This is a genomic window from Streptomyces luteogriseus (genome assembly GCF_014205055.1).
Classification (GTDB): domain Bacteria; phylum Actinomycetota; class Actinomycetes; order Streptomycetales; family Streptomycetaceae; genus Streptomyces; species Streptomyces luteogriseus.
On the sequence record NZ_JACHMS010000001.1, the window covers coordinates 6,428,315 to 6,449,672 of the forward strand.

20 protein-coding genes are annotated in these 21,358 nt (G+C 70.6%); 14 read left to right on the forward strand and 6 right to left on the reverse strand.

Translation table 11 applies throughout. The annotated features are described in order from the left end of the window. The first annotated feature begins 13 nt into the window (after positions 1-13). From BJ965_RS28600 to BJ965_RS28630, 7 genes are all read left to right on the forward strand, one after another. Positions 14-808 carry a cell division protein FtsQ/DivIB gene (locus tag BJ965_RS28600; protein ID WP_184912394.1) on the forward strand — a complete coding sequence of 265 codons (795 nt, stop codon included), beginning with the start codon at positions 14-16 and terminating at the stop codon, positions 806-808. Between the two features lie 288 nt (positions 809-1,096). Continuing rightward, positions 1,097-2,290, forward strand: a complete 1,194-nt coding sequence (ftsZ, locus tag BJ965_RS28605; protein ID WP_184912396.1) for a cell division protein FtsZ — start codon at positions 1,097-1,099, stop codon at positions 2,288-2,290. A gap of 10 nt (positions 2,291-2,300) precedes the next feature. Next, positions 2,301-3,032, forward strand: a complete 732-nt coding sequence (pgeF, locus tag BJ965_RS28610; protein WP_184912398.1) for a peptidoglycan editing factor PgeF — start codon at positions 2,301-2,303, stop codon at positions 3,030-3,032. A gap of 6 nt (positions 3,033-3,038) precedes the next feature. After that, the gene (locus tag BJ965_RS28615) at positions 3,039-3,758 is read left to right on the forward strand and encodes a YggS family pyridoxal phosphate-dependent enzyme (protein ID WP_184912400.1); all 720 of its coding nucleotides are present in this window, start codon (positions 3,039-3,041) and stop codon (positions 3,756-3,758) included. Between the two features lie 129 nt (positions 3,759-3,887). Further along, positions 3,888-4,529 (forward strand): cell division protein SepF, encoded by a 642-nt coding sequence (locus BJ965_RS28620; RefSeq protein ID WP_031103483.1) that lies wholly within the window; start codon positions 3,888-3,890, stop codon positions 4,527-4,529. A 59-nt stretch (positions 4,530-4,588) separates the two neighbouring features. Beyond that, positions 4,589-4,876 carry a YggT family protein gene (locus BJ965_RS28625; RefSeq protein WP_030848238.1) on the forward strand — a complete coding sequence of 96 codons (288 nt, stop codon included), beginning with the start codon at positions 4,589-4,591 and terminating at the stop codon, positions 4,874-4,876. Between the two features lie 55 nt (positions 4,877-4,931). Next, on the forward strand, positions 4,932-6,056 hold the full coding sequence (locus BJ965_RS28630; protein WP_184912402.1) for a DivIVA domain-containing protein: 1,125 nt from the start codon (positions 4,932-4,934) through the stop codon (positions 6,054-6,056). A gap of 205 nt (positions 6,057-6,261) precedes the next feature. Here BJ965_RS28630 and ileS read toward each other — a convergent pair whose 3' ends face one another. Further along, positions 6,262-9,405, reverse strand: coding sequence for an isoleucine--tRNA ligase (gene ileS / locus BJ965_RS28635; RefSeq protein WP_184912404.1), 3,144 nt, complete (start codon positions 9,403-9,405; stop codon positions 6,262-6,264). Between the two features lie 491 nt (positions 9,406-9,896). Then, the gene (locus BJ965_RS40215) at positions 9,897-10,625 is read right to left on the reverse strand and encodes a hypothetical protein (protein WP_184918083.1); all 729 of its coding nucleotides are present in this window, start codon (positions 10,623-10,625) and stop codon (positions 9,897-9,899) included. A gap of 25 nt (positions 10,626-10,650) precedes the next feature. Here BJ965_RS40215 and BJ965_RS40220 point away from each other — a divergent pair, with 25 nt between their 5' ends. The 6 genes from BJ965_RS40220 to BJ965_RS28670 all read left to right on the forward strand — a co-directional run bounded on the left by BJ965_RS40220 (position 10,651) and on the right by BJ965_RS28670 (position 16,111). Next, the gene (locus BJ965_RS40220) at positions 10,651-11,427 is read left to right on the forward strand and encodes a TraR/DksA family transcriptional regulator (protein WP_313667189.1); all 777 of its coding nucleotides are present in this window, start codon (positions 10,651-10,653) and stop codon (positions 11,425-11,427) included. Positions 11,428-11,515: 88 nt separating this feature from the next. After that, the gene (gene lspA / locus BJ965_RS28650) at positions 11,516-12,175 is read left to right on the forward strand and encodes a signal peptidase II (protein ID WP_184912406.1); all 660 of its coding nucleotides are present in this window, start codon (positions 11,516-11,518) and stop codon (positions 12,173-12,175) included. A 43-nt stretch (positions 12,176-12,218) separates the two neighbouring features. After that, a complete protein-coding gene (locus BJ965_RS28655) occupies positions 12,219-13,163 on the forward strand; it encodes an RluA family pseudouridine synthase (RefSeq protein WP_184912409.1) in 945 nt (314 codons plus the stop codon). After that, complete coding sequence (locus tag BJ965_RS28660; RefSeq protein WP_184912411.1) at positions 13,160-13,627, forward strand: GNAT family N-acetyltransferase; 468 nt, start codon at positions 13,160-13,162, stop codon at positions 13,625-13,627. Before BJ965_RS28655 ends, BJ965_RS28660 begins: the two co-directional genes overlap by 4 nt. Before the next feature lie 95 nt (positions 13,628-13,722). Then, complete coding sequence (locus BJ965_RS28665; RefSeq protein WP_184912413.1) at positions 13,723-15,309, forward strand: Na+/H+ antiporter; 1,587 nt, start codon at positions 13,723-13,725, stop codon at positions 15,307-15,309. A gap of 61 nt (positions 15,310-15,370) precedes the next feature. Continuing rightward, a complete protein-coding gene (locus BJ965_RS28670) occupies positions 15,371-16,111 on the forward strand; it encodes an SDR family NAD(P)-dependent oxidoreductase (protein WP_184912416.1) in 741 nt (246 codons plus the stop codon). A 61-nt stretch (positions 16,112-16,172) separates the two neighbouring features. Here BJ965_RS28670 and BJ965_RS28675 read toward each other — a convergent pair whose 3' ends face one another. Further along, a complete protein-coding gene (locus BJ965_RS28675; protein WP_184912418.1) occupies positions 16,173-17,318 on the reverse strand; it encodes a mechanosensitive ion channel family protein in 1,146 nt (381 codons plus the stop codon). A gap of 26 nt (positions 17,319-17,344) precedes the next feature. Between BJ965_RS28675 and BJ965_RS28680 the strand changes: the two genes are divergently transcribed. Beyond that, positions 17,345-17,995 carry a dienelactone hydrolase family protein gene (locus BJ965_RS28680; RefSeq protein WP_376777949.1) on the forward strand — a complete coding sequence of 217 codons (651 nt, stop codon included), beginning with the start codon at positions 17,345-17,347 and terminating at the stop codon, positions 17,993-17,995. 4 nt (positions 17,996-17,999) lie between these two features. On the opposite strand, the gene BJ965_RS28685 is transcribed toward BJ965_RS28680, so the two are convergent. The 3 genes from BJ965_RS28685 to BJ965_RS28695 form a co-directional block, all read right to left on the reverse strand. Next, positions 18,000-19,670, reverse strand: coding sequence for an alkaline phosphatase D family protein (locus tag BJ965_RS28685; RefSeq protein WP_184912422.1), 1,671 nt, complete (start codon positions 19,668-19,670; stop codon positions 18,000-18,002). Between the two features lie 92 nt (positions 19,671-19,762). Beyond that, on the reverse strand, positions 19,763-20,581 hold the full coding sequence (locus BJ965_RS28690; RefSeq protein WP_184912424.1) for a thioredoxin domain-containing protein: 819 nt from the start codon (positions 20,579-20,581) through the stop codon (positions 19,763-19,765). A 78-nt stretch (positions 20,582-20,659) separates the two neighbouring features. Beyond that, on the reverse strand, positions 20,660-21,355 hold the full coding sequence (locus BJ965_RS28695; RefSeq protein ID WP_184912426.1) for a hypothetical protein: 696 nt from the start codon (positions 21,353-21,355) through the stop codon (positions 20,660-20,662). Positions 21,356-21,358: the final 3 nt, after the last annotated feature.

Genomic DNA, 21,358 nt, shown 5'->3' on the forward strand with positions numbered 1-21,358 from the left:
GAAGGCAGGGAGCGTGGCCGGATCGACCACCGCCGAGCGCGGTGAACGCCAGCAGGAGTCGTCCGGCCCGCCGCCCCGCCCGAGGTCGCGGCGGGCCCGGCTCCGCGCGCTCGTCCTCCTGGGCCTCGCCCTGGTCTTCCTCGGCATTCCGACGATCTGGCTGTTCTACGGCTCCGACTGGCTGCGCGCCGAGCACGTCTCGGTGTCCGGCACCCGGGTGCTGACGCCGGCTCAGGTCGAGGCGGCGGCCGAGGTTCCGCTGGGGAAGCCGCTGATTTCCGTCGACACCGATGCGATCGAGACGCGACTGCGCCGGAAATTGCCCCGAATTGACGCGGTTGACGTGGTCCGTTCCTGGCCCCACGGAATCGACCTGAAAGTGGTTGAACGGACTCCGGTTCTGATTGTCCAAAAGGGCGGAAAGTTCGTAGAAGTGGACGATGACGGTGTCCGCTTCGCCACGGTTTCCGAAGCCCCGAAAGGCGTCCCCGCACTGGAATTGACGCTCTCCCGCGCCGACTCCGCCGCCGCGAGCCTGCGCCGCTTCGGCGAGCCCCGGCTGGTACGCGCCGCGGTCGGCGTCGCCCGGGCGGTTCCGGCCGCCGTCGCGCACGAGACACGGACCGTCAAGGTCCGTTCCTTCGACGACATCTCGCTGGAGTTGAGGGGCGGCCGCACGGTCCTCTGGGGAAGCGCTGAGAAGGGTGCCGCCAAGGCCCGCACGCTCACCGCTCTGATGAAAGCCTCGCCCGGCGCGCGGTACTTCGACGTGAGCGTCCCCACCGCGCCTGCGTCATCAGGGAGTTGACGCACATCCGCGCAGGCCAGCACCCTGGTTGGGCAGTGCTACGGCTGATCACATAGGGTGAAAAGAAAAACGGGAGGTTCGGCGTGTTCGTTGAACGTGCGCCACTTGTCGACTTAGTGTCCTGTTCAGAAGACTCCAAGGAACAGACACACTGGTAACCCTAAACTTCAGGGTTAGGGTTCGGGTCGGCGATACGGACCGTCCCATTCGGCATCAGTCGTCGGGTCGCGGGGCGCAGGGCGTCACGCTGATTCGGCGACACGTAACTCGAGGCGAGAGGCCTTCGACGTGGCAGCACCGCAGAACTACCTCGCAGTCATCAAAGTCATCGGTGTCGGCGGCGGTGGTGTCAATGCCATCAACCGGATGATCGAGGTCGGTCTCAAGGGCGTCGAGTTCATCGCCATCAACACCGACGCGCAAGCTCTGTTGATGAGCGACGCCGACGTCAAGCTGGACGTCGGCCGTGAACTCACCCGCGGACTCGGCGCCGGAGCCAACCCGGCCGTGGGCCGCAAGGCCGCCGAGGACCACCGCGAGGAGATCGAGGAGGTCCTCAAGGGGGCCGACATGGTCTTCGTGACAGCCGGTGAAGGCGGCGGCACCGGCACCGGCGGCGCGCCCGTCGTGGCCAACATCGCCCGCTCGCTCGGTGCCCTCACCATCGGTGTGGTCACCCGCCCGTTCACCTTCGAGGGACGGCGCCGGGCGAACCAGGCCGAGGACGGCATCGCCGAACTCCGCGAAGAGGTCGACACCCTCATCGTCATCCCGAACGACCGGCTGCTGTCCATCTCGGACCGCCAGGTCTCGGTGCTGGACGCCTTCAAGTCGGCCGACCAGGTCCTGCTCTCCGGTGTCCAGGGCATCACCGACCTCATCACCACCCCGGGCCTGATCAACCTCGACTTCGCCGACGTCAAGTCGGTCATGTCCGAGGCCGGCTCGGCCCTGATGGGCATCGGCTCGGCCCGCGGCGACGACCGCGCGGTGGCCGCCGCCGAGATGGCGATCTCCTCGCCGCTGCTGGAGGCGTCCATCGACGGCGCCCGCGGTGTGCTGCTCTCCATCTCCGGCGGCTCCGACCTCGGTCTGTTCGAGATCAACGAGGCCGCCCAGCTGGTGAGCGAGGCAGCCCACCCCGAGGCCAACATCATCTTCGGCGCGGTCATCGACGACGCCCTCGGTGACGAGGTGCGGGTCACCGTGATCGCGGCCGGATTCGACGGCGGTCAGCCGCCCGCCAAGCGGGACAACGTCCTCGGCTCGTCCTCGGCCAAGCGCGAGGAGCCGGCCCCGGCACGGCAGACCGAGAGCCGCCCCTCCTTCGGATCGCTCGGCAGCGTGACCCCGAAGGAGGACCCGGAGCCCGCTCCGGAGCCGGTCAAGGACATCCCGGTCGCCCCGCCGGTCCCGCCGGCGCCGCGGACCTACTCGGACAGCGCGGCCGAGGAACTGGACGTACCGGACTTCCTCAAGTGATCCTTCAGTCGTGATAGGACAGCGCGAAAGCGCGAGCGGCGCGCACTTCGGCTTCACCGACCGGTGGGGCGGGGTGAGCGCCGCTCCGTATGAGGAGCTCAACCTCGGCGGAGCGGTCGGCGACGATCCCGAGGCCGTACGCGCCAACCGGGACCTGGCCGCCAAGTCCCTCGGCGTCGAGCCGGACCGGGTCGTCTGGATGAACCAGGTGCACGGGGCCGACGTGGCGGTGGTGGACGGGCCGTGGGGATCTTCGGCCCCGATCCCGTCGGTCGACGCGATCGTCACCACGCGCCGGGGGCTCGCCCTCGCCGTACTCACCGCCGACTGCGTGCCGGTGCTGCTCGCCGACCCCGTCGCCGGGGTCGCCGCCGCGGCCCACGCGGGCCGGCCCGGCATGATCGCCGGAGTCGTCCCGGCCGCGCTACGCGCGATGACGGAACTGGGCGCCGATCCCTCCCGGATCGTCGCCCGCACCGGGCCCACCGTCTGCGGCCGGTGCTACGAAGTGCCCGAGGCGATGCGCGCCGAGGTCTCCGCCATCGAGTCGGCGGCGTACGCCGAGACGAGTTGGGGCACACCGGCGGTCGACGTGAGCGCCGGAGTGCATGCCCAGCTGGAACGGCTCGGGGTGCGCGACCGGGAGCAGTCGCCGGTGTGCACGCTGGAGTCACGCGATCACTTCTCGTACCGCCGCGACCGCACCACCGGTCGGCTCGCGGGTTATGTGTGGCTGGACTGATAGGGCATGACGGACCGTAAGGACGAACTCGCCGCAAATCTGGCGAAGGTGGAGCGGCGTATCGCCGACGCGTGCGCGGCCGCGGGGCGGGCACGCGACGAGGTGACCCTCATCGTGGTCACCAAGACCTACCCCGCGAGTGATGTGCGGACCCTCGCGGAACTCGGCGTGCGGCACGTCGCCGAGAACCGCGACCAGGACGCGGCCCCCAAGGCCGAGGCCTGCTCGGATCTGCCCCTCACCTGGCACTTCGTGGGTCAACTCCAGACCAACAAGGTGCGATCGGTGGTCGGTTACGCGGATTCCGTGCAGTCCGTCGATCGTTCCAAGCTCGTCACGGCTCTGTCGAAGGAGGCCGTCAGGGCCGGGCGTGAACTGGGATGCCTGCTCCAGGTCGCACTCGACGCCGGGGAGAGCGGCCGGGGTGAGCGGGGAGGAGTCGGGCCCGGCGGCATCGGGGAGTTGGCCGATCTCGTGGCCGGGGCCCCGGGGCTCCGGCTCGACGGACTGATGACCGTCGCACCGCTGACCGGCGAGTACGCCGGACGCGAACTGGCGGCCTTCGAGCGGTTGATGGTTTTGTCGACCGACCTGCGCCGGAGTCATCCGGCTGCCACCATGGTCTCGGCAGGGATGAGTACGGACCTCGAACAGGCCGTGACGGCCGGAGCGACACATGTGCGCGTCGGCAGCGCGGTACTCGGAGTCCGCCCCAGGCTCGGGTAACGTCGCCAAGAAGTCGGACCACAGCAGAAAATATGGTCATTGCCGCCGATAGGCGGATTCAAGGACCTCGTGGATCGCGGGCACTTGGCAGTCGTCAGCCGATCCACCACAGAGCGGAGGACTCAGAGCATGGCCGGCGCGATGCGCAAGATGGCGGTCTACCTCGGCCTCGTGGAGGACGATGGGTACGACGGCCGCGGATTCGACCCCGACGACGACTTCGAACCCGAACTGGACCCGGAGCCCGAGCGGGACCACCGACGGCACGAGCCGTCCCATCAGCCACACGTCTCACATCAGCCCCAAAGGGACGAAGAGGTACGAGTCGTACAGCCGCCCGCGCCTCGCGAACCGGCCGCCCGCTCCGCTTCGCTCCCCGCGGAATCCAACCGCCCGGCGCGCATCGCGCCCGTGGCATCCATCACACAAGAACGCGCAAGTCTGGAGAAGAACGCACCGGTGATCATGCCCAAGGTCGTGTCGGAACGAGAGCCTTACCGGATCACCACGCTTCACCCACGGACCTACAACGAGGCCCGTACCATCGGGGAACACTTCCGTGAAGGCACTCCGGTGATCATGAATCTGACTGAGATGGATGACACAGATGCGAAGCGACTTGTCGACTTTGCGGCTGGTCTGGTGTTTGGTCTTCACGGCAGTATCGAGCGGGTGACGCAGAAGGTGTTCCTGTTGTCGCCTGCTAACGTCGATGTCACGGCGGAGGACAAGGCCCGCATCGCAGAGGGCGGGTTCTTCAACCAGAGCTGAGACGCACCACCGGAACAGCAGTACCGAGCAGGGCACAGGGGAGAGGGAAGCAAGAGGTCATGAGCGTGGTTTTGGATGTCGTCTACATCGCGCTGATGTGCTTCCTCATCGTGCTCATCTTCCGGTTGGTCATGGACTATGTCTTCCAGTTCGCCCGCTCATGGCAACCCGGCAAGGCGATGGTGGTCGTTCTGGAGGCCACCTACACTGTCACTGATCCACCGCTCAAGCTTCTGCGGCGGGTCATTCCGCCGCTGCGTCTCGGGGGCGTGGCGCTCGACCTGTCCTTCTTCGTACTGATGATCATCGTCTACATCCTGATCACACTCGTGCGGAACGTGATGTGAGCGATGTGACAGATACGGTCTTGCCGACTGCCGACGACTACGTTGAGGTGAAGAGATGCCGTTGACCCCCGAGGACGTGCGGAACAAGCAGTTCACGACCGTCCGCCTCCGAGAAGGCTATGACGAGGACGAGGTCGATGCCTTCCTCGACGAGGTCGAAGCCGAACTGACCCGCCTGCTCCGTGAGAACGAGGACCTGCGCGCCAAACTGGCCGCGGCCACGCGCGCTGCTGCGCAGAACCAGCAGAACATGCGCAAGCCCCCGGAGCAGCAGGATCAGCAGCAGCAACAGCAGCAGCAGGGTATGCGCGGTCCGGGTGGTCCCGTCCCCGCCGGCATATCGGGCCCGCCGCAGCAGCAGATGGGTGGCCCCATGGGTGGCCCGCCCCAGCTGCCGAGCGGTGCCCCGCAGCTGCCCGCCGGTCCCGGCGGTCAGGGTGGACCTCAGGGTCCCGGCCCGATGGGCCAGGGTCCGGGTCCGATGGGCCAGCCCCCGATGCAGCAGCAGATGGGCGGCCCCATGGGCGGCCCCGGCCCCATGGGCGGCCCGATGGGCGGCCCCGGTCAGGGAGGCCCCGGTGGCGACAGCGCCGCCCGTGTCCTCTCGCTGGCCCAGCAGACCGCCGACCAGGCGATCGCCGAGGCTCGTTCCGAGGCCAACAAGATCGTCGGCGAGGCGCGTTCGCGTGCCGAGGGTCTGGAGCGAGACGCCCGTGCCAAGGCTGACGCCCTGGAGCGGGACGCGCAGGAGAAGCACCGCGTCGCGATGGGCTCCCTGGAGTCCGCCCGCGCCACGCTGGAGCGCAAGGTCGAGGACCTGCGCGGCTTCGAGCGCGAGTACCGCACGCGCCTGAAGTCGTACCTGGAGTCGCAGCTGCGTCAGCTGGAGACCCAGGCAGACGACTCGCTGGCTCCGCCGCGCACTCCGGCTGCCGCGTCCCTCCCGCCGTCCCCGGCGCCTTCCATGGCTCCGGCCGGCGCGAGCGCCCCGTCCTACGGTGGCGGCAACCAGACGATGGGCGGCGGCCCGTCGCCGTCCGGTCCGTCCTACGGCGGTCAGCAGCAGATGTCGCCGGCGATGACCCAGCCGATGGCGCCGGTGCGTCCGCAGGGCCCGTCGCCGATGGGCCAGGCGCCCTCGCCCATGCGGGGCTTCCTGATCGACGAGGATGACAACTGACGGCCTGATGGCCAGTAGTACGGCATAGACGTCGGCAGCGTTCAGGGCGAGGCCCCGGGTGACCACCCGGGGCCTCGCCCTTTGCCACGCGCGTTCGTGTCCGCGTGCCCGCGTTCGTGCGTACACAGGCGCGGTCGTGCGCACGCAACGCCGAAGGCCCGGTCCCGCCAAGATCTTTGGCGGGACCGGGCCTTCGGTCCGAGCGTTACGCCTTGCGCAGGCGGAAGGTCAGGGACAGGCCTTCGTCGGTGAAGGGCTCGCCGTAGGTGCCGTCCGCCTCGCCCTGGGCGAAGTCCGTGGCCAGAACCTCGTCGGCGATCAGGCCGGCGTGGTCGGTGAGGGCCTCGACCGTCGCCCGGTCCGTGGCCGTCCAGCGCAGTGCGATGCGGTCGGCCACGTCGAGGCCGCTGTTCTTGCGGGCCTCCTGGATCAGGCGGATCGCGTCACGGGCCAGGCCCGCCCGGCGGAGTTCCTCGGTGATCTCCAGGTCCAGCGCGACCGTCGCACCCGAGTCGGAGGCCACCGACCAGCCCTCGCGCGGGGTCTCCGTGATGATGACCTCGTCGGGAGCCAGCGTGATGGTCTCGCCGTCGACCTCGACCGACGCCGTGCCCTCGCGCAGGGCCAGGGACAGGGCTGCCGCGTCCGCGTTCGCCACGGCCTTGGCCACGTCCTGGACGCGCTTGCCGAACCGCTTGCCCAGGGCACGGAAGTTGGCCTTCGCCGTGGTGTCGACCAGGCTGCCGCCGACCTCGCTCAGCGTCGCCAGCGACTCGACGTTCAGCTCCTCCGTGATCTGCGTGCGCAGTTCGGAGCCCAGCGTCTCGAAGCCCGTCGCCGCGATCAGGGCGCGGGACAGCGGCTGGCGCGTCTTGACGCCCGACTCCGCGCGCGTGGCACGGCCCAGCTCCACCAGGCGGCGCACCAGGACCATCTGCTTCGACAGCTCCGGGTCGATGGCGCCGAGGTCCGCCTTCGGCCAGGACGACAGGTGGACCGACTCGGGAGCGCCCGGGGTGACGGGGACGATCAGGTCCTGCCAGACCCGCTCGGCGATGAACGGGGTGAGCGGGGCCATCAGCTGGGTGACCGTCTCGACGACCTCGTGCAGCGTGCGCAGGGCTGCCTTGTCGCCCTGCCAGAAGCGGCGACGCGAGCGGCGCACGTACCAGTTGGACAGGTCGTCGACGAATGCGGACAGCAGTTTGCCGGCGCGCTGGGTGTCGTAGGCGTCCAGCGCCTGGGTGACCTGGTCGGTGAGCGCGTGCAGTTCGGACAGCAGCCAGCGGTCCAGGACCGGACGGTCGGCCGGGGCCGGGTCGGCCTCGGACGGGGCCCAGTCCGTCGTGCGGGCGTAGAGGGCCTGGAAGGCCACTGTGTTCCAGTACGTCAGGAGCGTCTTGCGGACGACTTCCTGGATCGTGCCGTGGCCCACGCGGCGGGCCGCCCACGGGGAGCCGCCGGCCGCCATGAACCAGCGGACCGCGTCGGCGCCGTGCCGGTCCATGAGCGGGATCGGGTCCAGGGTGTTGCCCAGGTGCTTGGACATCTTGCGGCCGTCCTCGGCGAGGATGTGGCCGAGGCAGACGACGTTCTCGTACGAGGACTTGTCGAAGACCAGCGTGCCGACCGCCATCAGCGTGTAGAACCAGCCGCGGGTCTGGTCGATGGCCTCGCAGATGAACTGCGCGGGGTAGCGGGCCTCGAACAACTCCTTGTTCTTGTACGGGTAGCCCCACTGCGCGAACGGCATCGAGCCCGAGTCGTACCAGGCGTCGATCACCTCGGGCACGCGCGTGGCGGTCTTGCCGCAACCGCCCTGCGGACAGGCGAAGGTGACGTCGTCGATGAACGGGCGGTGCGGGTCCAGGCCCGACTGGTCCGTGCCGGTCAGCTCGGACAGTTCGGCGAGGGATCCGGCGCAGGTGAGGTGGTCGTCCTCGCAGCGCCAGATGGGCAGCGGGGTGCCCCAGTAGCGGTTGCGGGACAGCGCCCAGTCGATGTTGTTGTTCAGCCAGTCGCCGTAGCGGCCGTTCTTGACCGTGTCCGGGAACCAGTTGGTGCCCTCGTTCTCCGCGAGGAGGCGGTCCTTGATCTCCGTGGTGCGGATGTACCAGGAGGGCTGCGCGTAGTAGAGCAGCGCGGTGTGGCAGCGCCAGCAGTGCGGGTAGCTGTGCTCGTAGGGGATGTGCTTGAAGAGCAGGCCCCGGCTGTCGAGGTCCTCGGTGAGCTTCTCGTCGGCCTTCTTGAAGAAGACGCCGCCGACGAGGGGGACATCCTCCTCGAAGGTGCCGTCCGGGCGGACCGGGTTCACCACCGGCAGGCCGTAGGAGCGGCAGACCTTGAGGTCGTCCTCACCGAAGGCGGGGGACTGGTGGACCAGACCCGTGCCGTCCTCGGTGGTGACGTACTCGGCGTTGACCACGAAGTGCGCCTCGGCCGGGAACTCCACCAGCTCGAACGGGCGCTGGTACGTCCAGCGCTCCATCTCGGCGCCGGTGAAGGTCTGGCCGGTGGTCTCCCAGCCCTCGCCGAGGGCCTTGGCCAGGAGCGGCTCGGCGACGACCAGTTTCTCCTCACCGTTGGTCGCGACGACGTAGGTGACCTCGGGGTGCGCGGCGACCGCCGTGTTGGAGACCAGGGTCCAGGGCGTGGTCGTCCACACCAGGAGGGCGGCCTCGCCGGCGAGCGGGCCGGAGGTGAGCGGGAAGCGGACGAAGACCGACGGGTCGACGACCGTCTCGTAGCCCTGTGCCAGCTCGTGGTCGGACAGGCCCGTGCCGCAGCGGGGGCACCAGGGGGCGACGCGGTGGTCCTGGACCAGCAGGCCCTTGTTGAAGATCTCCTTCAGCGACCACCAGACGGACTCGATGTATTCGGGGTCCATCGTGCGGTACGGGTCCTGGAGGTCGGTCCAGTAGCCCATGCGGGTCGTGAGCGCCTCGAAGGCGTCGGTGTGCCGGGTCACCGACTCGCGGCACTTCGCGTTGAACTCCGCGATGCCGTACGCCTCGATGTCCTGCTTGCCGGAGAAGCCGAGCTCCTTCTCGACGGCGAGCTCGACCGGGAGGCCGTGGCAGTCCCAGCCGGCCTTGCGGGCCACGTGGTAGCCGCGCATGGTCCGGAAGCGGGGGAAGACGTCCTTGAAGACGCGCGCCTCGATGTGGTGGGCACCGGGCATGCCGTTGGCGGTGGGCGGGCCCTCGTAGAACACCCACTCGGGGCGGCCCTCGGACTGCTCCAGGCTCTTGGCGAAGATCTTATGCTCGCGCCAGAAGTCGAGCACGGCGTGCTCGAGGGCGGGCAGGTCGACCTGGGCGGGTACCTGGCGATACGTCGGCGATGTCATCAGCGGGCTTCCTCCGGCGGACTTGCTGCCTTCCGTCCGGAGGGACGAGAGCTACGTCTGCTGCGCCGCCTTCGGCGCGCTCCCGCGGTACCACCCTCCTTGGCCCTCCGGCACGGGGTGTGCGCCGGCGAGCCCCCTCATTGGGGTCGCGATGCCGGGTCTACTGGCCCCTGCGGACCCTGGGTGCGGCCCACTGTCCAAGGCGTTCTTCCGGCGGCTCCGGGGTGATCTTCACGTCGCGCTCGCCCCCGGGCTCCCACCGTCCCCGGGTCGCTCTGGGCTGCGTACGCCGCTACTCGTCCCCATCCACGCTTTTCGCTCCGCCCAGTGTACGGCGCCGCGCGCACCGCGGCCGACCGGCTTTTCGGGGCCTGCGGGGCCGGGGTGGCCCGTGGGGTGCGGTGTGGGAGCCGGGTGGGGGGCGAAATGAGTTTGATGACCCGAATGGTGAGGTATAGGTGTTCGGATCCTGGGACGTCCTGCTCGGCGGATTACCGGGCGGGGAGCTGGGCACAACGGATGCAGGTCGCCGCGCGGCGTGCGCGAGGCGGGCGAATCGGGCGGTGTGCCCCGTTGCCGCGGGACTCGAGTCGATTTATCGTCCCAGCACGATTCGCGAGCAAGGTCACAATGTGTGAAGGGGCCGCGGCCATGGTGGCGAAGAAGACCGCCGTACAGCAGCCGGCGTCCGGCAGGTCCGCGGAGGCCTCCGGCGGCGCGGCCAAGGACGTGGGCGGGAAGAAGGCCACGCAGGGGGGCTCGGCGGGGCGGGCGGCGAAGGAGGGCGGGAGGAAGGCCGCCGGCGGGACGAAGACGACCGAGAAGAAGACGACCGAGAAGAAGACGCCGGCCAGGAAGGCCGTGACCAGGAAGGTCGCGCCGAAGAGGGCCGACACCGAGGACGCCGTGGCCGAGGGCGTCGTGGCCGAGAAGGCGACGGCGGCGACGGCGGCGACCAAGGCGGCAGCGGCCCGATCGGCACCTGCGGAGAAGGCCGCGGCCGAGGGACCGGCGGGGAAGGCACCGGCCAGGGCTTCGGCGGCGAGGGCGGCACCGGCCGGGAGATCGGCCAGGGTTTCGGCGGAGCGGTCACCGGCCAGGGTTTCGGCGGAGCGGTCACCGGACAGAGCTTCGGCCGAGGCCCCGGTGGAGAAGGCACCGGCCATGGCCTCCACGCAGAAGGCATCGGCCGAGGCGCCGGCGGATAAGGCATCGGCCAAGGCTTCGGCGGCTGAGGCACAGGCCGTGACACCGGCTGACAAGGCTCCGGCCGGGAACGCGGCCGGGAAGAAGGCCGCGGCCAGGAAGACCTCCCCGGCCGGGAAGGCCACCGGCGAGAAGGCCGCGGCCAGGAAGGCGGGCGGCAAGCGGGCCGCCACCAAGAGGACCCCGGCCGAGAAGGCCGCCGGAGGCAAGAGCACCACCAGGAGCGCGGTCGGCAAGGGCGCTGCCCGGGCCGGCGCGGTCACACAGGACACGGCCGCGAGCAGCACGGCCAAGAAGGCGGGTGCGGCCGAGGCCGCCCCGCAGACGGGAGCGACGACGGTGGTTGCGAAGAAGACTCCTGGCACGGCCACGGCGGCGAAGACCGCCGTTCCGAAGGCACGGGTCGCCGCGGCGGAGCCCGGTGAGCTGGCGGTACGTCCGGGCGAGGACCCCTGGACGGCGGAGGAGGTCGAGGAGGCCCGGTCCGAGCTGACGTCCGAGGAGACTCGGCTGCGCGAGGAGATCACGTCGTCGGAGCGGTCGCTGGCCGGTCTGATGCGGGACTCCGGGGACGGCGCGGGCGACGACCAGGCGGACACCGGGACCAAGAACATCACCCGCGAGCACGAGCTGGCCCTGGCCGCCAACGCGCGCGAGATGCTCACCCAGACCGAGCGCGCCCTGGAACGCCTGCACGCGGGCACCTACGGCCTGTGCGAGAACTGCGGCAACGCCATCGGCAAGGCGCGCATGCAGGCCTTCCCCCGGGCCACACTCTGCGTGGAGTGCAAGCAGAAGCAGGAGCGCCGCTACTGACCGCCTCCGAATGCCTCCTGAGCACGTGCGACGTACGGGGTGTGCCGTACCCTCGTCCTCAGTCAGGCACCTAGGTTGAGGGACTCACGTGGCAGAGGCGGAGCGCATCATCGGTACGCCGGACACACCGGACGCGACCGGGGGCGGCAAGGAGCGGCCCGACTCCGAGGGCACCCCGGCCGGTGAGCCCGGCAACGGCCCGGCGGCCGGGCCGGAAGCCTCCGGTTCCGGCGAGCCGGAGGGCACGGCGGGGCGGCCCCGGGGAAGGCGCCGGATCGCCGTGCTGTTCGCCGTCGCCGCGTTCGCCTACGCCCTCGACCTGATCAGCAAGTTGATCGTGGTGGCCAAGCTGGAGCACCACCCGCCCATCGAGATCGTCGGGGACTGGCTGAAGTTCGAGGCCATCCGCAACGCCGGTGCGGCCTTCGGCTTCGGCGAGGCCTTCACCGTGATCTTCACCATGATCGCGGCGGCGGTGATCGTGGTGATCGCCCGTCTCGCCCGCAAGCTCTACAGCCTGCCCTGGGCGATCGCGCTCGGCCTGCTGCTCGGCGGTGCGCTGGGCAACCTCACCGACCGGATCTTCCGGGCGCCGGGCGTCTTCGAGGGCGCGGTCGTGGACTTCATCGCGCCCAAGCACTTCGCCGTCTTCAACCTGGCCGACTCGGCGATCGTGTGCGGCGGCATCCTGATCGTGCTGCTGTCCTTCCGGGGCCTGGACCCGGACGGGACCGTCCACAAGGACTGAGCGCGCGTACGGCACCGTCCGAGCCGTCCGGCATACTCGACGGGTGAGCACGCTTCCCGAGATCCGTACCCTGCCCGTGCCCGACGGCCTGGAGGGCGAGCGCGTCGACGCCGCCATCTCCCGCATGTTCGGCTTCTCCCGTACCAAGGCCGCCGAGCTCGCCGCCGCGGGGAAGGTCACGGTCGACGGGTCGGTGGTCGGCAAGTCGGAGCGCGTGCACGGCGGCGCCTGGTTGGAGGTCGAGATGCCGCCCGCGCCCGCGCCGGTGCAGGTGGTGGCCGAGCCGGTCGAGGGCATGGAGATCGTGCACGACGACGATGACGTGGTCGTGATCGTCAAGCCCGTCGGCGTCGCCGCGCACCCGTCGCCGGGCTGGAGCGGGCCGACCGTCATCGGGGGCCTGGCCGCCGCCGGGTACCGGATCTCCACCTCCGGCGCAGCCGAGCGTCAGGGCATCGTGCACCGGCTCGACGTGGGCACCTCGGGACTGATGGTCGTCGCCAAGTCGGAGCGCGCCTACACCTCGCTCAAGCGCCAGTTCAAGGAGCGCACGGTCGACAAGCGGTACCACACGCTCGTCCAGGGTCACCCCGACCCGACCAGCGGCACCATCGACGCGCCGATCGGCCGGCACCCCCAGCACGACTACAAGTGGGCCGTCACCGCCGAGGGCAAGCCGTCCGTCACGCACTACGACCTCATCGAGGCGTTCCGCGCGGCCTCCCTGCTCGACGTGAAGCTGGAGACCGGCCGCACACACCAGATCCGCGTCCACATGGCCGCCCACCGGCACCCCTGCGTCGGCGACCTCACCTACGGCGCCGACCCGACGCTCGCCAAGCGCCTCGGCCTGACCCGGCAGTGGCTGCACGCGGTGCGGCTCGGCTTCGAGCACCCCGGGGACGGGCAGTGGGCGGAGTTCTCCTGCGACTACCCGGAGGACCTGCAGAAGGCCTTGGAGCAGGTCCGCGAGGAGACCTACGCGTGAGCATGCCGTACGAGGTGCGGGTGGCCGAGGACCCGGCCGACCGTGAGGCGTGCTTCGCGGTGCGCAAGGAGGTCTTCGTCGGCGAGCAGGGCGTGCCGGAGGACCTGGAGTACGACGCGTACGACGCCGGCGCGGTCCATGTGCTGGCGATCCGCCAGGACGGTGTGCCGCTCGGGACCGGGCGGCTGCTGCACGGGGAAGCGGCCCTGGCGCAGACCGGCGCCGACGCGTCCGTGGGCTCCCTCGGCCGGCTCGCCGTGGTGGGCGCCGCACGCGGGCTCGGTGTCGGCGCCGCCCTGGTGCGGGCCATCGAGGACGCGGCACGCGCGCGCGGGCTCGCCGCCGTCGACCTGCACGCGCAGACGCACGCGCTGGGCTTCTACGAGCGGCTCGGCTACGAGCCCTATGGGCCCGAGTACCTGGAGGCGGGCATTCCGCACCAGGGGATGCGGCGTTCCCTTTAGCCCGTCGTGGCGGGTGCCGAAACGGTTTGTCCCGGGAGTTGCGTGGCAGGCTTGAGATCAGTCGTGTGACCATTTGACCTCCCGGAGCGCTGACCGTGGATCAGTTGGCCCTGCTGTTCGTGCTGCTGCTCGGGGCCGTGATCAGTGTCCCGGTGGGTGACCGGTTCAAGGTGCCCGCCCCGGTGCTGATGACGCTCCTCGGGATAGTCCTCGCGCTGCTGCCGTTCGTACCGAACGTCGAGATCGCGCCGGACCTCATCCTGCCGCTGCTGCTGCCGCCCCTGCTGTACGCCGCCGTGCGGCGCACCTCCTGGCGGCAGTTCGCGGCGAACAAGAGGCCGATCTTCCTGCTGGCCGTGGCCCTGGTGTTCGTCACCATGGCCTGCGTGGCCGCCGTGGCCGACGCGATCGTGCCGGGGCTGCCGCTGGCCGCGGCCTTCGCGCTGGGCGCGCTGGTGGCGCCGCCGGACCCGGTCGCGGCGACGGCCGTGGCCGGGCAGCTGGGACTGCCGCGCCGGCTGGTGTCGATCCTGGAGGGTGAGGGGCTGTTCAACGACGTGACGGCCATCGTCCTCTACCACGTGGCGATCGCCGCCGCCGTCAGCGGGACGTTCTCGCCCTGGAAGGCCGGGCTCGACCTGGTGCTGTCGGCCGTGGTCGCGGTGGCCGTGGGCCTCGCGCTGGGCTGGGGCGCGAACAAGCTGATGGACGTGCTCGGTGACGCGACCCTGCAGATCGGGCTGACCCTGCTGGTGCCCTACGCGTCCTACGTCATGGCCGAGGAACTGCACGGATCCGGTGTGCTCGCCGTGCTCACCACCGCGCTGTTCCTCGCGGAGCACGGCTCCGACGCCGACGACGTCATGACCCGGCTGGCCGGGCACACCTTCTGGAACATCGTCGACACGCTCGTCACCGGCGTCGCGTTCGGGCTGGTCGGTCTCGAACTGCACAACGCGATCCGCACGGCCTCGGGGCGCTGGGGCGAGCTGCTCTGGTGGGCCGCGGTCGTGGTGGTCGTGGTCGTCTTCGCACGACTGCTGTGGCTGCTGCCGGCGACCTGGCTGACCAAACGGCTGCACGCCCGGCGGGACTACGACGAGGACATCCCGGTGAGCTGGCGCGAGACCGTGGTGATGTGGTGGTCGGGGATGCGCGGGGTGGCCTCGGTCGCGCTGGTGCTGGCGATCCCGCTGGAGACCGACACGGGTGCGCCGTTCCCCAGCCGGGACGAGATCATCTTCATCGCGTTCGGCGTGATCATGGCGACGCTGGTGCTCCAGGGGCTCACCTTGCCATGGCTGGTGCGGCGGCTCGGCGTGAAGGCCGATACGGACCGGGAGAAGGAGTTCGCGAAGGCGCTGGCGATCCGGGCGGCCAAGGCGGCGAAGCAGAGACTGCGGGAGATCGAGGACAACGAGGAGCTGCCGGAGGAGCTGTCCGAGCAGATGCTGCGGCGCGCCTACGACATCGGCGTGCGGATCAGTCCCGAACTCGCGGAGGACGAGCGGCGGGAGGCGTACCGGGAGGGCGCCCGGCGGGTGAAGCGGTTGCGGCGGATCCAGCAGGAGATGCTGAGCGCGGCGCGGCACGAGGTGCTGGCGGCGCGCAGCGAGCCGGGGGCGGATCCCGAGGTGGTCGACCGGGTTCTGCGGCACCTCGACGTGCGCAGCCTGCGATGAGGCCGGTGGCAGCGGCCGCCGGATTGACCTCGGGCGGTCGGGGCGTCGTAGGGTCGTCCGTATGGCACGGAATGTAGTGATCAGTGGTGGGGGAACGGGAATTGGGCTCGCGGCGGCCCGGGTGTTCGCCGCCGGCGGGGACCGGGTGCTGCTGCTCGGGCGGCGCGCCGACGTGCTGGAGAAGGCCGAGGTGCCCGGCGCGCTGAGATACGCGGCCGATCTCGCCGAGCCGGAGGACGTGCGCGGTGTCGCCGCCTTCGTGGAGCGGGAGTTGGGGGCCGTCGATGTCCTCGTGCACAGCGCCGGGGGCAGCGGACTCCTCGAACCGGACGCCCCGGGTGACGACCCGCTCGCGGCCGTCGCGCACACCTGGAGCGTGAACTTCAGGCTCAACACCCTGACCGCGGTCCTGCTCACCGAGGCGCTGAAGCCGCGGCTCGCCGAGCCCGGCGGCCGGGTGCTGTTCCTCGGCTCCATCGCCGCCTACCGGGGGTCCGGGAGCGGGGCGTACGCGGCGGCCAAGGCGGGGCTGCATCCGTACGCCCACGATCTGGCCCGGGAGCTGGGGCCGCGCGGCATCACCGTGAACGTGGTCGCGCCCGGGTACATCGAGGACACCGAGTTCTTCGGGGACGCGATGGCCGAGGAGCGGCGGGTCCGGCTCATCGGCGAGACCTCGACCGGGCGGGCCGGGACCCCGGGGGACGTCGCCGAGACGCTGCACTGGCTGGCCTCCCCGGGCGCCGGGCACATCACCTCGCAGATCATCCAGGTCAACGGCGGCGCCGAGCGCGGTCACTGAACCGGCGGACGCAAGGAGGGCCCCCGCACCGCGGGGGCCCTCCTTGCGTCCGAGCGGGTGGTCAGCGCTCCGGCCGTCCCGAGCTGTGGTTGCCGTGGTAGCGGCGCTGCTGCGCGGGCACGCCGTCCTGGGACGGGCGGTGACCGTTGCCGTTGCCGTTGCGGGACGGCGGCAGGATCGCGTCCGCCGTGTTGACCCGGGGCAGGGCGTACGGATGCTCGTCGGCCAGCCAGCCGAGCATCTGCTCGCGGACCGCGACCCGCACCGTCCAGATGTCGTCCGCGTCCTTGGCCGTCACCAGGGCCCGTACCTGCATGGTGCTCGGGGTGCTGTCCGTGACGCAGAGGTTGTAGGCGCGCCCGTCCCAGGCCGGGCACTCCCGCAGGATGTCGCGGAGCTTCTCGCGCATCGCCTCCACGGGGGCGGAGTGGTCGACGTGCCAGAAGACGATGCCCGTCATCTGCGGGGTGCCGCGCGACCAGTTCTCGAACGGCTTGGACGTGAAGTACGACACCGGCATGGTGATGCGGCGCTCGTCCCAGGTGTGGACGGTCAGGAAGGTCAGGGTGATCTCCTCGACCGTGCCCCACTCGCCGTCCACCACCACGGTGTCCCCGATGCGGACCATGTCGCCGAAGGCGATCTGGAACCCCGCGAACATGTTGCTCAGCGTGGACTGGGCGGCGACACCGGCGACGATGCCGAGGATGCCGGCCGAGGCCAGCAGCGAGGCGCCCGCCGCCCGGAACGCCGGGAACGTCAGCAGCATCGTCGCCGCGGCCACCACGCCGACGATCGCGGACACCACCCGCATGATCAGTGTCACCTGGGTGCGCACCCGGCGGACCCTGGCCGGGTCACGGTGGGCCCGGGCGCTGGCGTACCGGCTGTACGACGTCTCGACGATCGCCGCCGCGATACGGATCACCAGCCAGGCGGTCGACCCGATCAGCACCAGGGTCAGCGTCCGGCCGATGGCCTCATCGCGGCTCGGCAGCAGGTCCGCCTCGTCGTACGACCCTCTCAGCAGGGCCGCGAAGAGGACGAGCATGTAGGGGATGCGGCCACGGCGGAGCAGGCCCCACAGGGGGGTCTCGTGGTGTCGTTCGTCGGCCTTGCGCAGCAGGAAGTCGGTGGCCCAGCCGATCACCAGCGTGAGCACGACCGAGCCACCGACCACGATCAGCGGTCGTAGCAGGTTCTCCATGCCCCCGAACCTAACCGGCTCCCCGGGTGCATGAACATGTGACTTCTGTTGCGTCGTGGGTAGTGCCGCGATCTCACGTCGTCACACCCGGCTGGCACCATGGCCTCATGAACATCATGCTCTTTCACTCGACCTTCGGGCTGCGGCCCGCGGTGCTCCAGGCCGCTGACCGGCTGCGTTCGGCCGGACACGAGGTGTGGACACCCGACCTCTTCGAGGGGCGCACGTTCGAGTCGGTCGAGGAGGGCATGGAGCACAAGGAGAAGATCGGCAAGGAGGAGCTGCTGAAGCGGGCCGTGCTGGCCGCCGCTCCCTACTCCGAGCGCGGGCTGGTGTACGCCGGGTTCTCGCTCGGCGCCTCCATCGCCCAGACCCTCGCCCTCGGCGACGACAAGGCCCGCGGCCTGCTGCTCCTGCACGGCACGTCGGACATCGCCCCGGACGTCACGGCGGACGACCTGCCGGTCCAGTTGCACGTGGCGGAGCCGGACCCCTTCGAGACGGACGACTGGCTCAGCGCCTGGTACCTCCAGATGGGCCGCACCGGCGCCGACGTCGAGGTGTATCGGTACGCCGGGGCCGGCCACCTCTACACCGACCCCGACCTGCCCGACTACGACGAGGAGGCCGCCGAGGCCACCTGGCGGGTGGCCCTCGGCTTCCTCGAGACCCTCTAGGCGGTCACACCGGGTCGTAGACGCGCTCGACCTTCTGCGTGCCGCTGCGGGTGCGGTACGAGCGGGACCACGTGGCCGTCGCGTCGCGCTTCGCGCGGTCGGAGATGACGTAGAAGTCCATCTGCGCACGCTCGGCCGTGATGTCCAGGACGCCGAAGCCGTGCCGGTCGGTGTCGACCCAGTGGACATGGCGGTTGGCGGCGCGGATGACCGGTGAGGCGACCGCGGAGACCGTGCCCTCCGGGACCTTGACGATGTCGTCGAGGTTGTCGGAGGTGACCGAGGTGACGACGAACTCGGTGGCGGCCGACGGGGACAGCGGATACGTGCCGGCGTCCACCGGCACGTCGTTGGCCCAGGCCATGTGGATGTCGCCGGTGAGGAAGACGGTGTTGCGGATCGCGTTCGTCCGCAGGTGCGCAAGGATCTCGCGGCGGTCGTCGGTGTAGCCGTCCCACTGGTCGGTGTTGAGGGCGAGGCCCTCCTGCGGCAGGCCCAGCAGCTTGGCGAGGGGCTTGAGCAGATCGGCGGAGAGAGAGCCGACGGCGAACGGCGAGATCATCACCGAGTTGCCGACCAGCCGCCAGGTGGTGTCGGACGACTTCAGTCCCGCCTTGAGCCAGTCCAGCTGGGCGCGGCCGGTGAGCGTGCGGTCCGGGTCGTCGACCTCGCCGTTGCCGACCTTGACCTGCTGCGAGCGGAAGGAGCGCAGGTCCAGCAGCGAGAGGTCGGCCAGCTTGCCGAAGCGCAGCCGGCGGTAGGTGGTGCCCGCGATCGCCGGGCGCACCGGCATCCACTCGAAGTAGGCCTGCTTCGCGGCGGCCTGGCGGGCGGACCAGGCGCCTTCCGCGCCCTCGGTGTGGTTCTCGGCGCCGCCCGACCAGGCGTCGTTGGCGAACTCGTGGTCGTCCCAGATCGCGACGACCGGGGCCGTGGCGTGCAGCGCCTGGAGGTCCGGGTCGGTCTTGTAACGGGCGTGCCGGATGCGGTAGTCGGCGAGCGTGACGATCTCGTGGGCCGGGGCGTGCGGGCGGACGACCTTGTCGCGGGTGCCGTACTCGCCGGTGCCGTACTCGTAGATGTAGTCACCCAGGTGCAGCCAGGCGTCCAGGTCACCGCGGGCCGCGAGGTGGCGGTACGGGGAGAAGTAGCCGGCCTCCCAGTTGGCGCAGGAGACCACGCCGAAGCGCAGGCCGGCGACGGCGGCGTCCGTCGCCGGGGCGGTGCGGGTGCGCGCGGCGGGGGAGTCGGTGCCGCCGGCGGAGAAGCGGAACCAGTAGTCGGTGCCGGGCTGCAGGCCGCGGATGTCGGCCTTCACGGTGTGGTCGGAGGCCGCCGTCGCGGTGGTGGAGCCCTTGGCTACGACGGTGGTGAACGCCTTGTCGCGGGCGACGACCCAGCTCACCTCGGTGTCCGGGCCGGCTCCTGAGCCGGGTATCGCCTCCGGGACCGGGGTGACGCGGGTCCACAGCAGGATGCCGTCGGGCAGCGGGTCACCGGAGGCGACGCCGTGCAGGAAGGCGGGGGCCTGGTCGGCGGCGCGCGCCGGCAGGGTCGCCGCCAGCGGGCCGGCCAGGACAGCGGTCGCCGCCGCGGCCTTGACGACCGTACGGCGGCGCGGGGTGAGGGAGTTGATGCCCTCTGACGTATTCGATGATCTGTATCGACTGGTCACGACCGATCAGGTTACTGGTCGGTATACGTCGGAGCGGGCGAACTCCGGAAGTTCGCCCGCTCTTCACATGCCGACCGGTCCCTGACCTGCCGTCACTTCTTGAGGGCCTCGCCCACGACCCGGTTGAAGTCGGCCACGGTCAGCAGCGGCGTGCCCTGGCTGTCGGCGGTGAGCTGCTTGCCGTCCATCACGAAGCCCGGGGTGCCCTGCACGCCGTCCTTGTTGTCGTCGAAGGTCTTCGACATGGCCATCGCCCAGGCGTCGTAGGTGCCCTTCTCGACCGCGTCCTGGAACTTCTTGTTGTCCTTCAGCTCGGGGACGCTGTCGGCGACCTTGATGAGGTAGCTGTCGTCCTTGAACTTGTCGGTCGTCTCCTCCGGGTGGTACTTCGCGGAGTACAGCGCGGCCTTGTAGTCGAGGAACGCCTTGTCGCTCACGTTCAGCGCGGCTCCCAGAGCGCTCATGGCGTTCTTGGAGCCCTCGCCGTTGTCCTTGTTGTCGATGAACGTGGCGCCGATGAACTGCATCTTGTACTTGCCGTCGTCGATGTCCTTCTTCACGGTCGGGCCGACGGTCTGCTCGAACTGGGCGCACACGGGACAGCGCGGGTCCTCGTAGATCTTCAGCGTCTTCTTCGCCGAGTCCTTGCCGATCACGACCGTGGTGCCGTCGGTGCCCGTGGTGTTGGCCGGGGCGGTGACCTTGGCGTCCTTCTGGCCCTCCCAGTAGCTGGGCTTGTTCGCCTGGACTACGGCGTAGCCGATGCCGCCGGCTATCGCCAGCACGCCGACGATCGAGCAGGCCACGATGACCTGCCGCTTGGCCTTCGCGCGCTTGGCCTCGCGCTCACGCTCGATGCGCAGCCGCTCGCGGGCCGCCGTCTTCGCAGCCTGGGTGTTCCTCTTGCTCATGGTGATGTTCTCCGTGGGGGACGCGCACACCTGCGTGTGCGGAATACGTAAGGGGGACTGCCGGTGCTCGAAAGCGCCTCACGCGAAGGCGGGTGAGCGCGGCGGTCCACGCCGTCCCAGGGAGTACGCGAGGATCCGGTCGAGGGCGGTGGGCGTGCGGTCGGCGGTGCGGGCCGGCAGGCGCCGCCCGGCCGGGACCCGCTCCACCGCGACCGCGGCGACCGCCAGGAGCAGCGGCCGGAACGTGGTCGCCGTCACCGCCCGCAGCAGCTGGCCCAGGGCCCGCTCGCCGCGGCGCAGCCAGACGGCGGCGAGGAGTCCGACGCCGATGTGCGCGCCGAGCAGCAGCCAGGCGGTGGCCGGTTCGGCGTGGGCGACCGCGGCCGCCAGCCGCTCGGTGCCGGTGGCCCCGGCCATCCGGGCCAGCGGCGTGCCGACCTCGCCCCCACCGCAGAGCACGTCCAGGCCGACCGAGCGCAGGGGCCCGGCGACCGGGCCGCCCGCGCGGCCGTAACAAGCGTGCTGGCCGGTGGTGAACACCGTGTCCGCGGCCAGTTCCAGCGGGATCAGCAGGGCCGCGATCCGTCCGAAGGAGCGCTCCCCGCCCGCCAGGGCGAACGCGATCACGAACACCGCGGTGGCGACCGCGGCCACCGTGCTCACCGGCAGCGGGGCCCGGGACAGCAGGACGTGCGACGCGGTGCTGAGCGTCACGACCACGGCCGTGAACAGCGCCGCGCGCACGGCTCTGAGCTGGATCCCGGATATGTCCATAGC

Excerpts from the sequence above, each read along its gene's own strand:
- BJ965_RS28625 (WP_030848238.1), top strand. The coding sequence starts at position 4,589 with ATGAGCGTGGTTTTGGATGTCGTCTACATCGCGCTGATGTGCTTCCTC.
- BJ965_RS28675 (WP_184912418.1), bottom strand. The coding sequence starts at position 17,318 with ATGGAGAACCTGCTACGACCGCTGATCGTGGTCGGTGGCTCGGTCGTG.
- BJ965_RS28620 (WP_031103483.1), top strand. The coding sequence starts at position 3,888 with ATGGCCGGCGCGATGCGCAAGATGGCGGTCTACCTCGGCCTCGTGGAG.
- BJ965_RS28695 (WP_184912426.1), bottom strand. The coding sequence starts at position 21,355 with ATGGACATATCCGGGATCCAGCTCAGAGCCGTGCGCGCGGCGCTGTTC.
- BJ965_RS28615 (WP_184912400.1), top strand. The coding sequence starts at position 3,039 with ATGACGGACCGTAAGGACGAACTCGCCGCAAATCTGGCGAAGGTGGAG.
- BJ965_RS28670 (WP_184912416.1), top strand. The coding sequence starts at position 15,371 with ATGGCACGGAATGTAGTGATCAGTGGTGGGGGAACGGGAATTGGGCTC.
- BJ965_RS28630 (WP_184912402.1), top strand. The coding sequence starts at position 4,932 with ATGCCGTTGACCCCCGAGGACGTGCGGAACAAGCAGTTCACGACCGTC.
- ileS (WP_184912404.1), bottom strand. The coding sequence starts at position 9,405 with ATGACATCGCCGACGTATCGCCAGGTACCCGCCCAGGTCGACCTGCCC.
- BJ965_RS28690 (WP_184912424.1), bottom strand. The coding sequence starts at position 20,581 with ATGAGCAAGAGGAACACCCAGGCTGCGAAGACGGCGGCCCGCGAGCGG.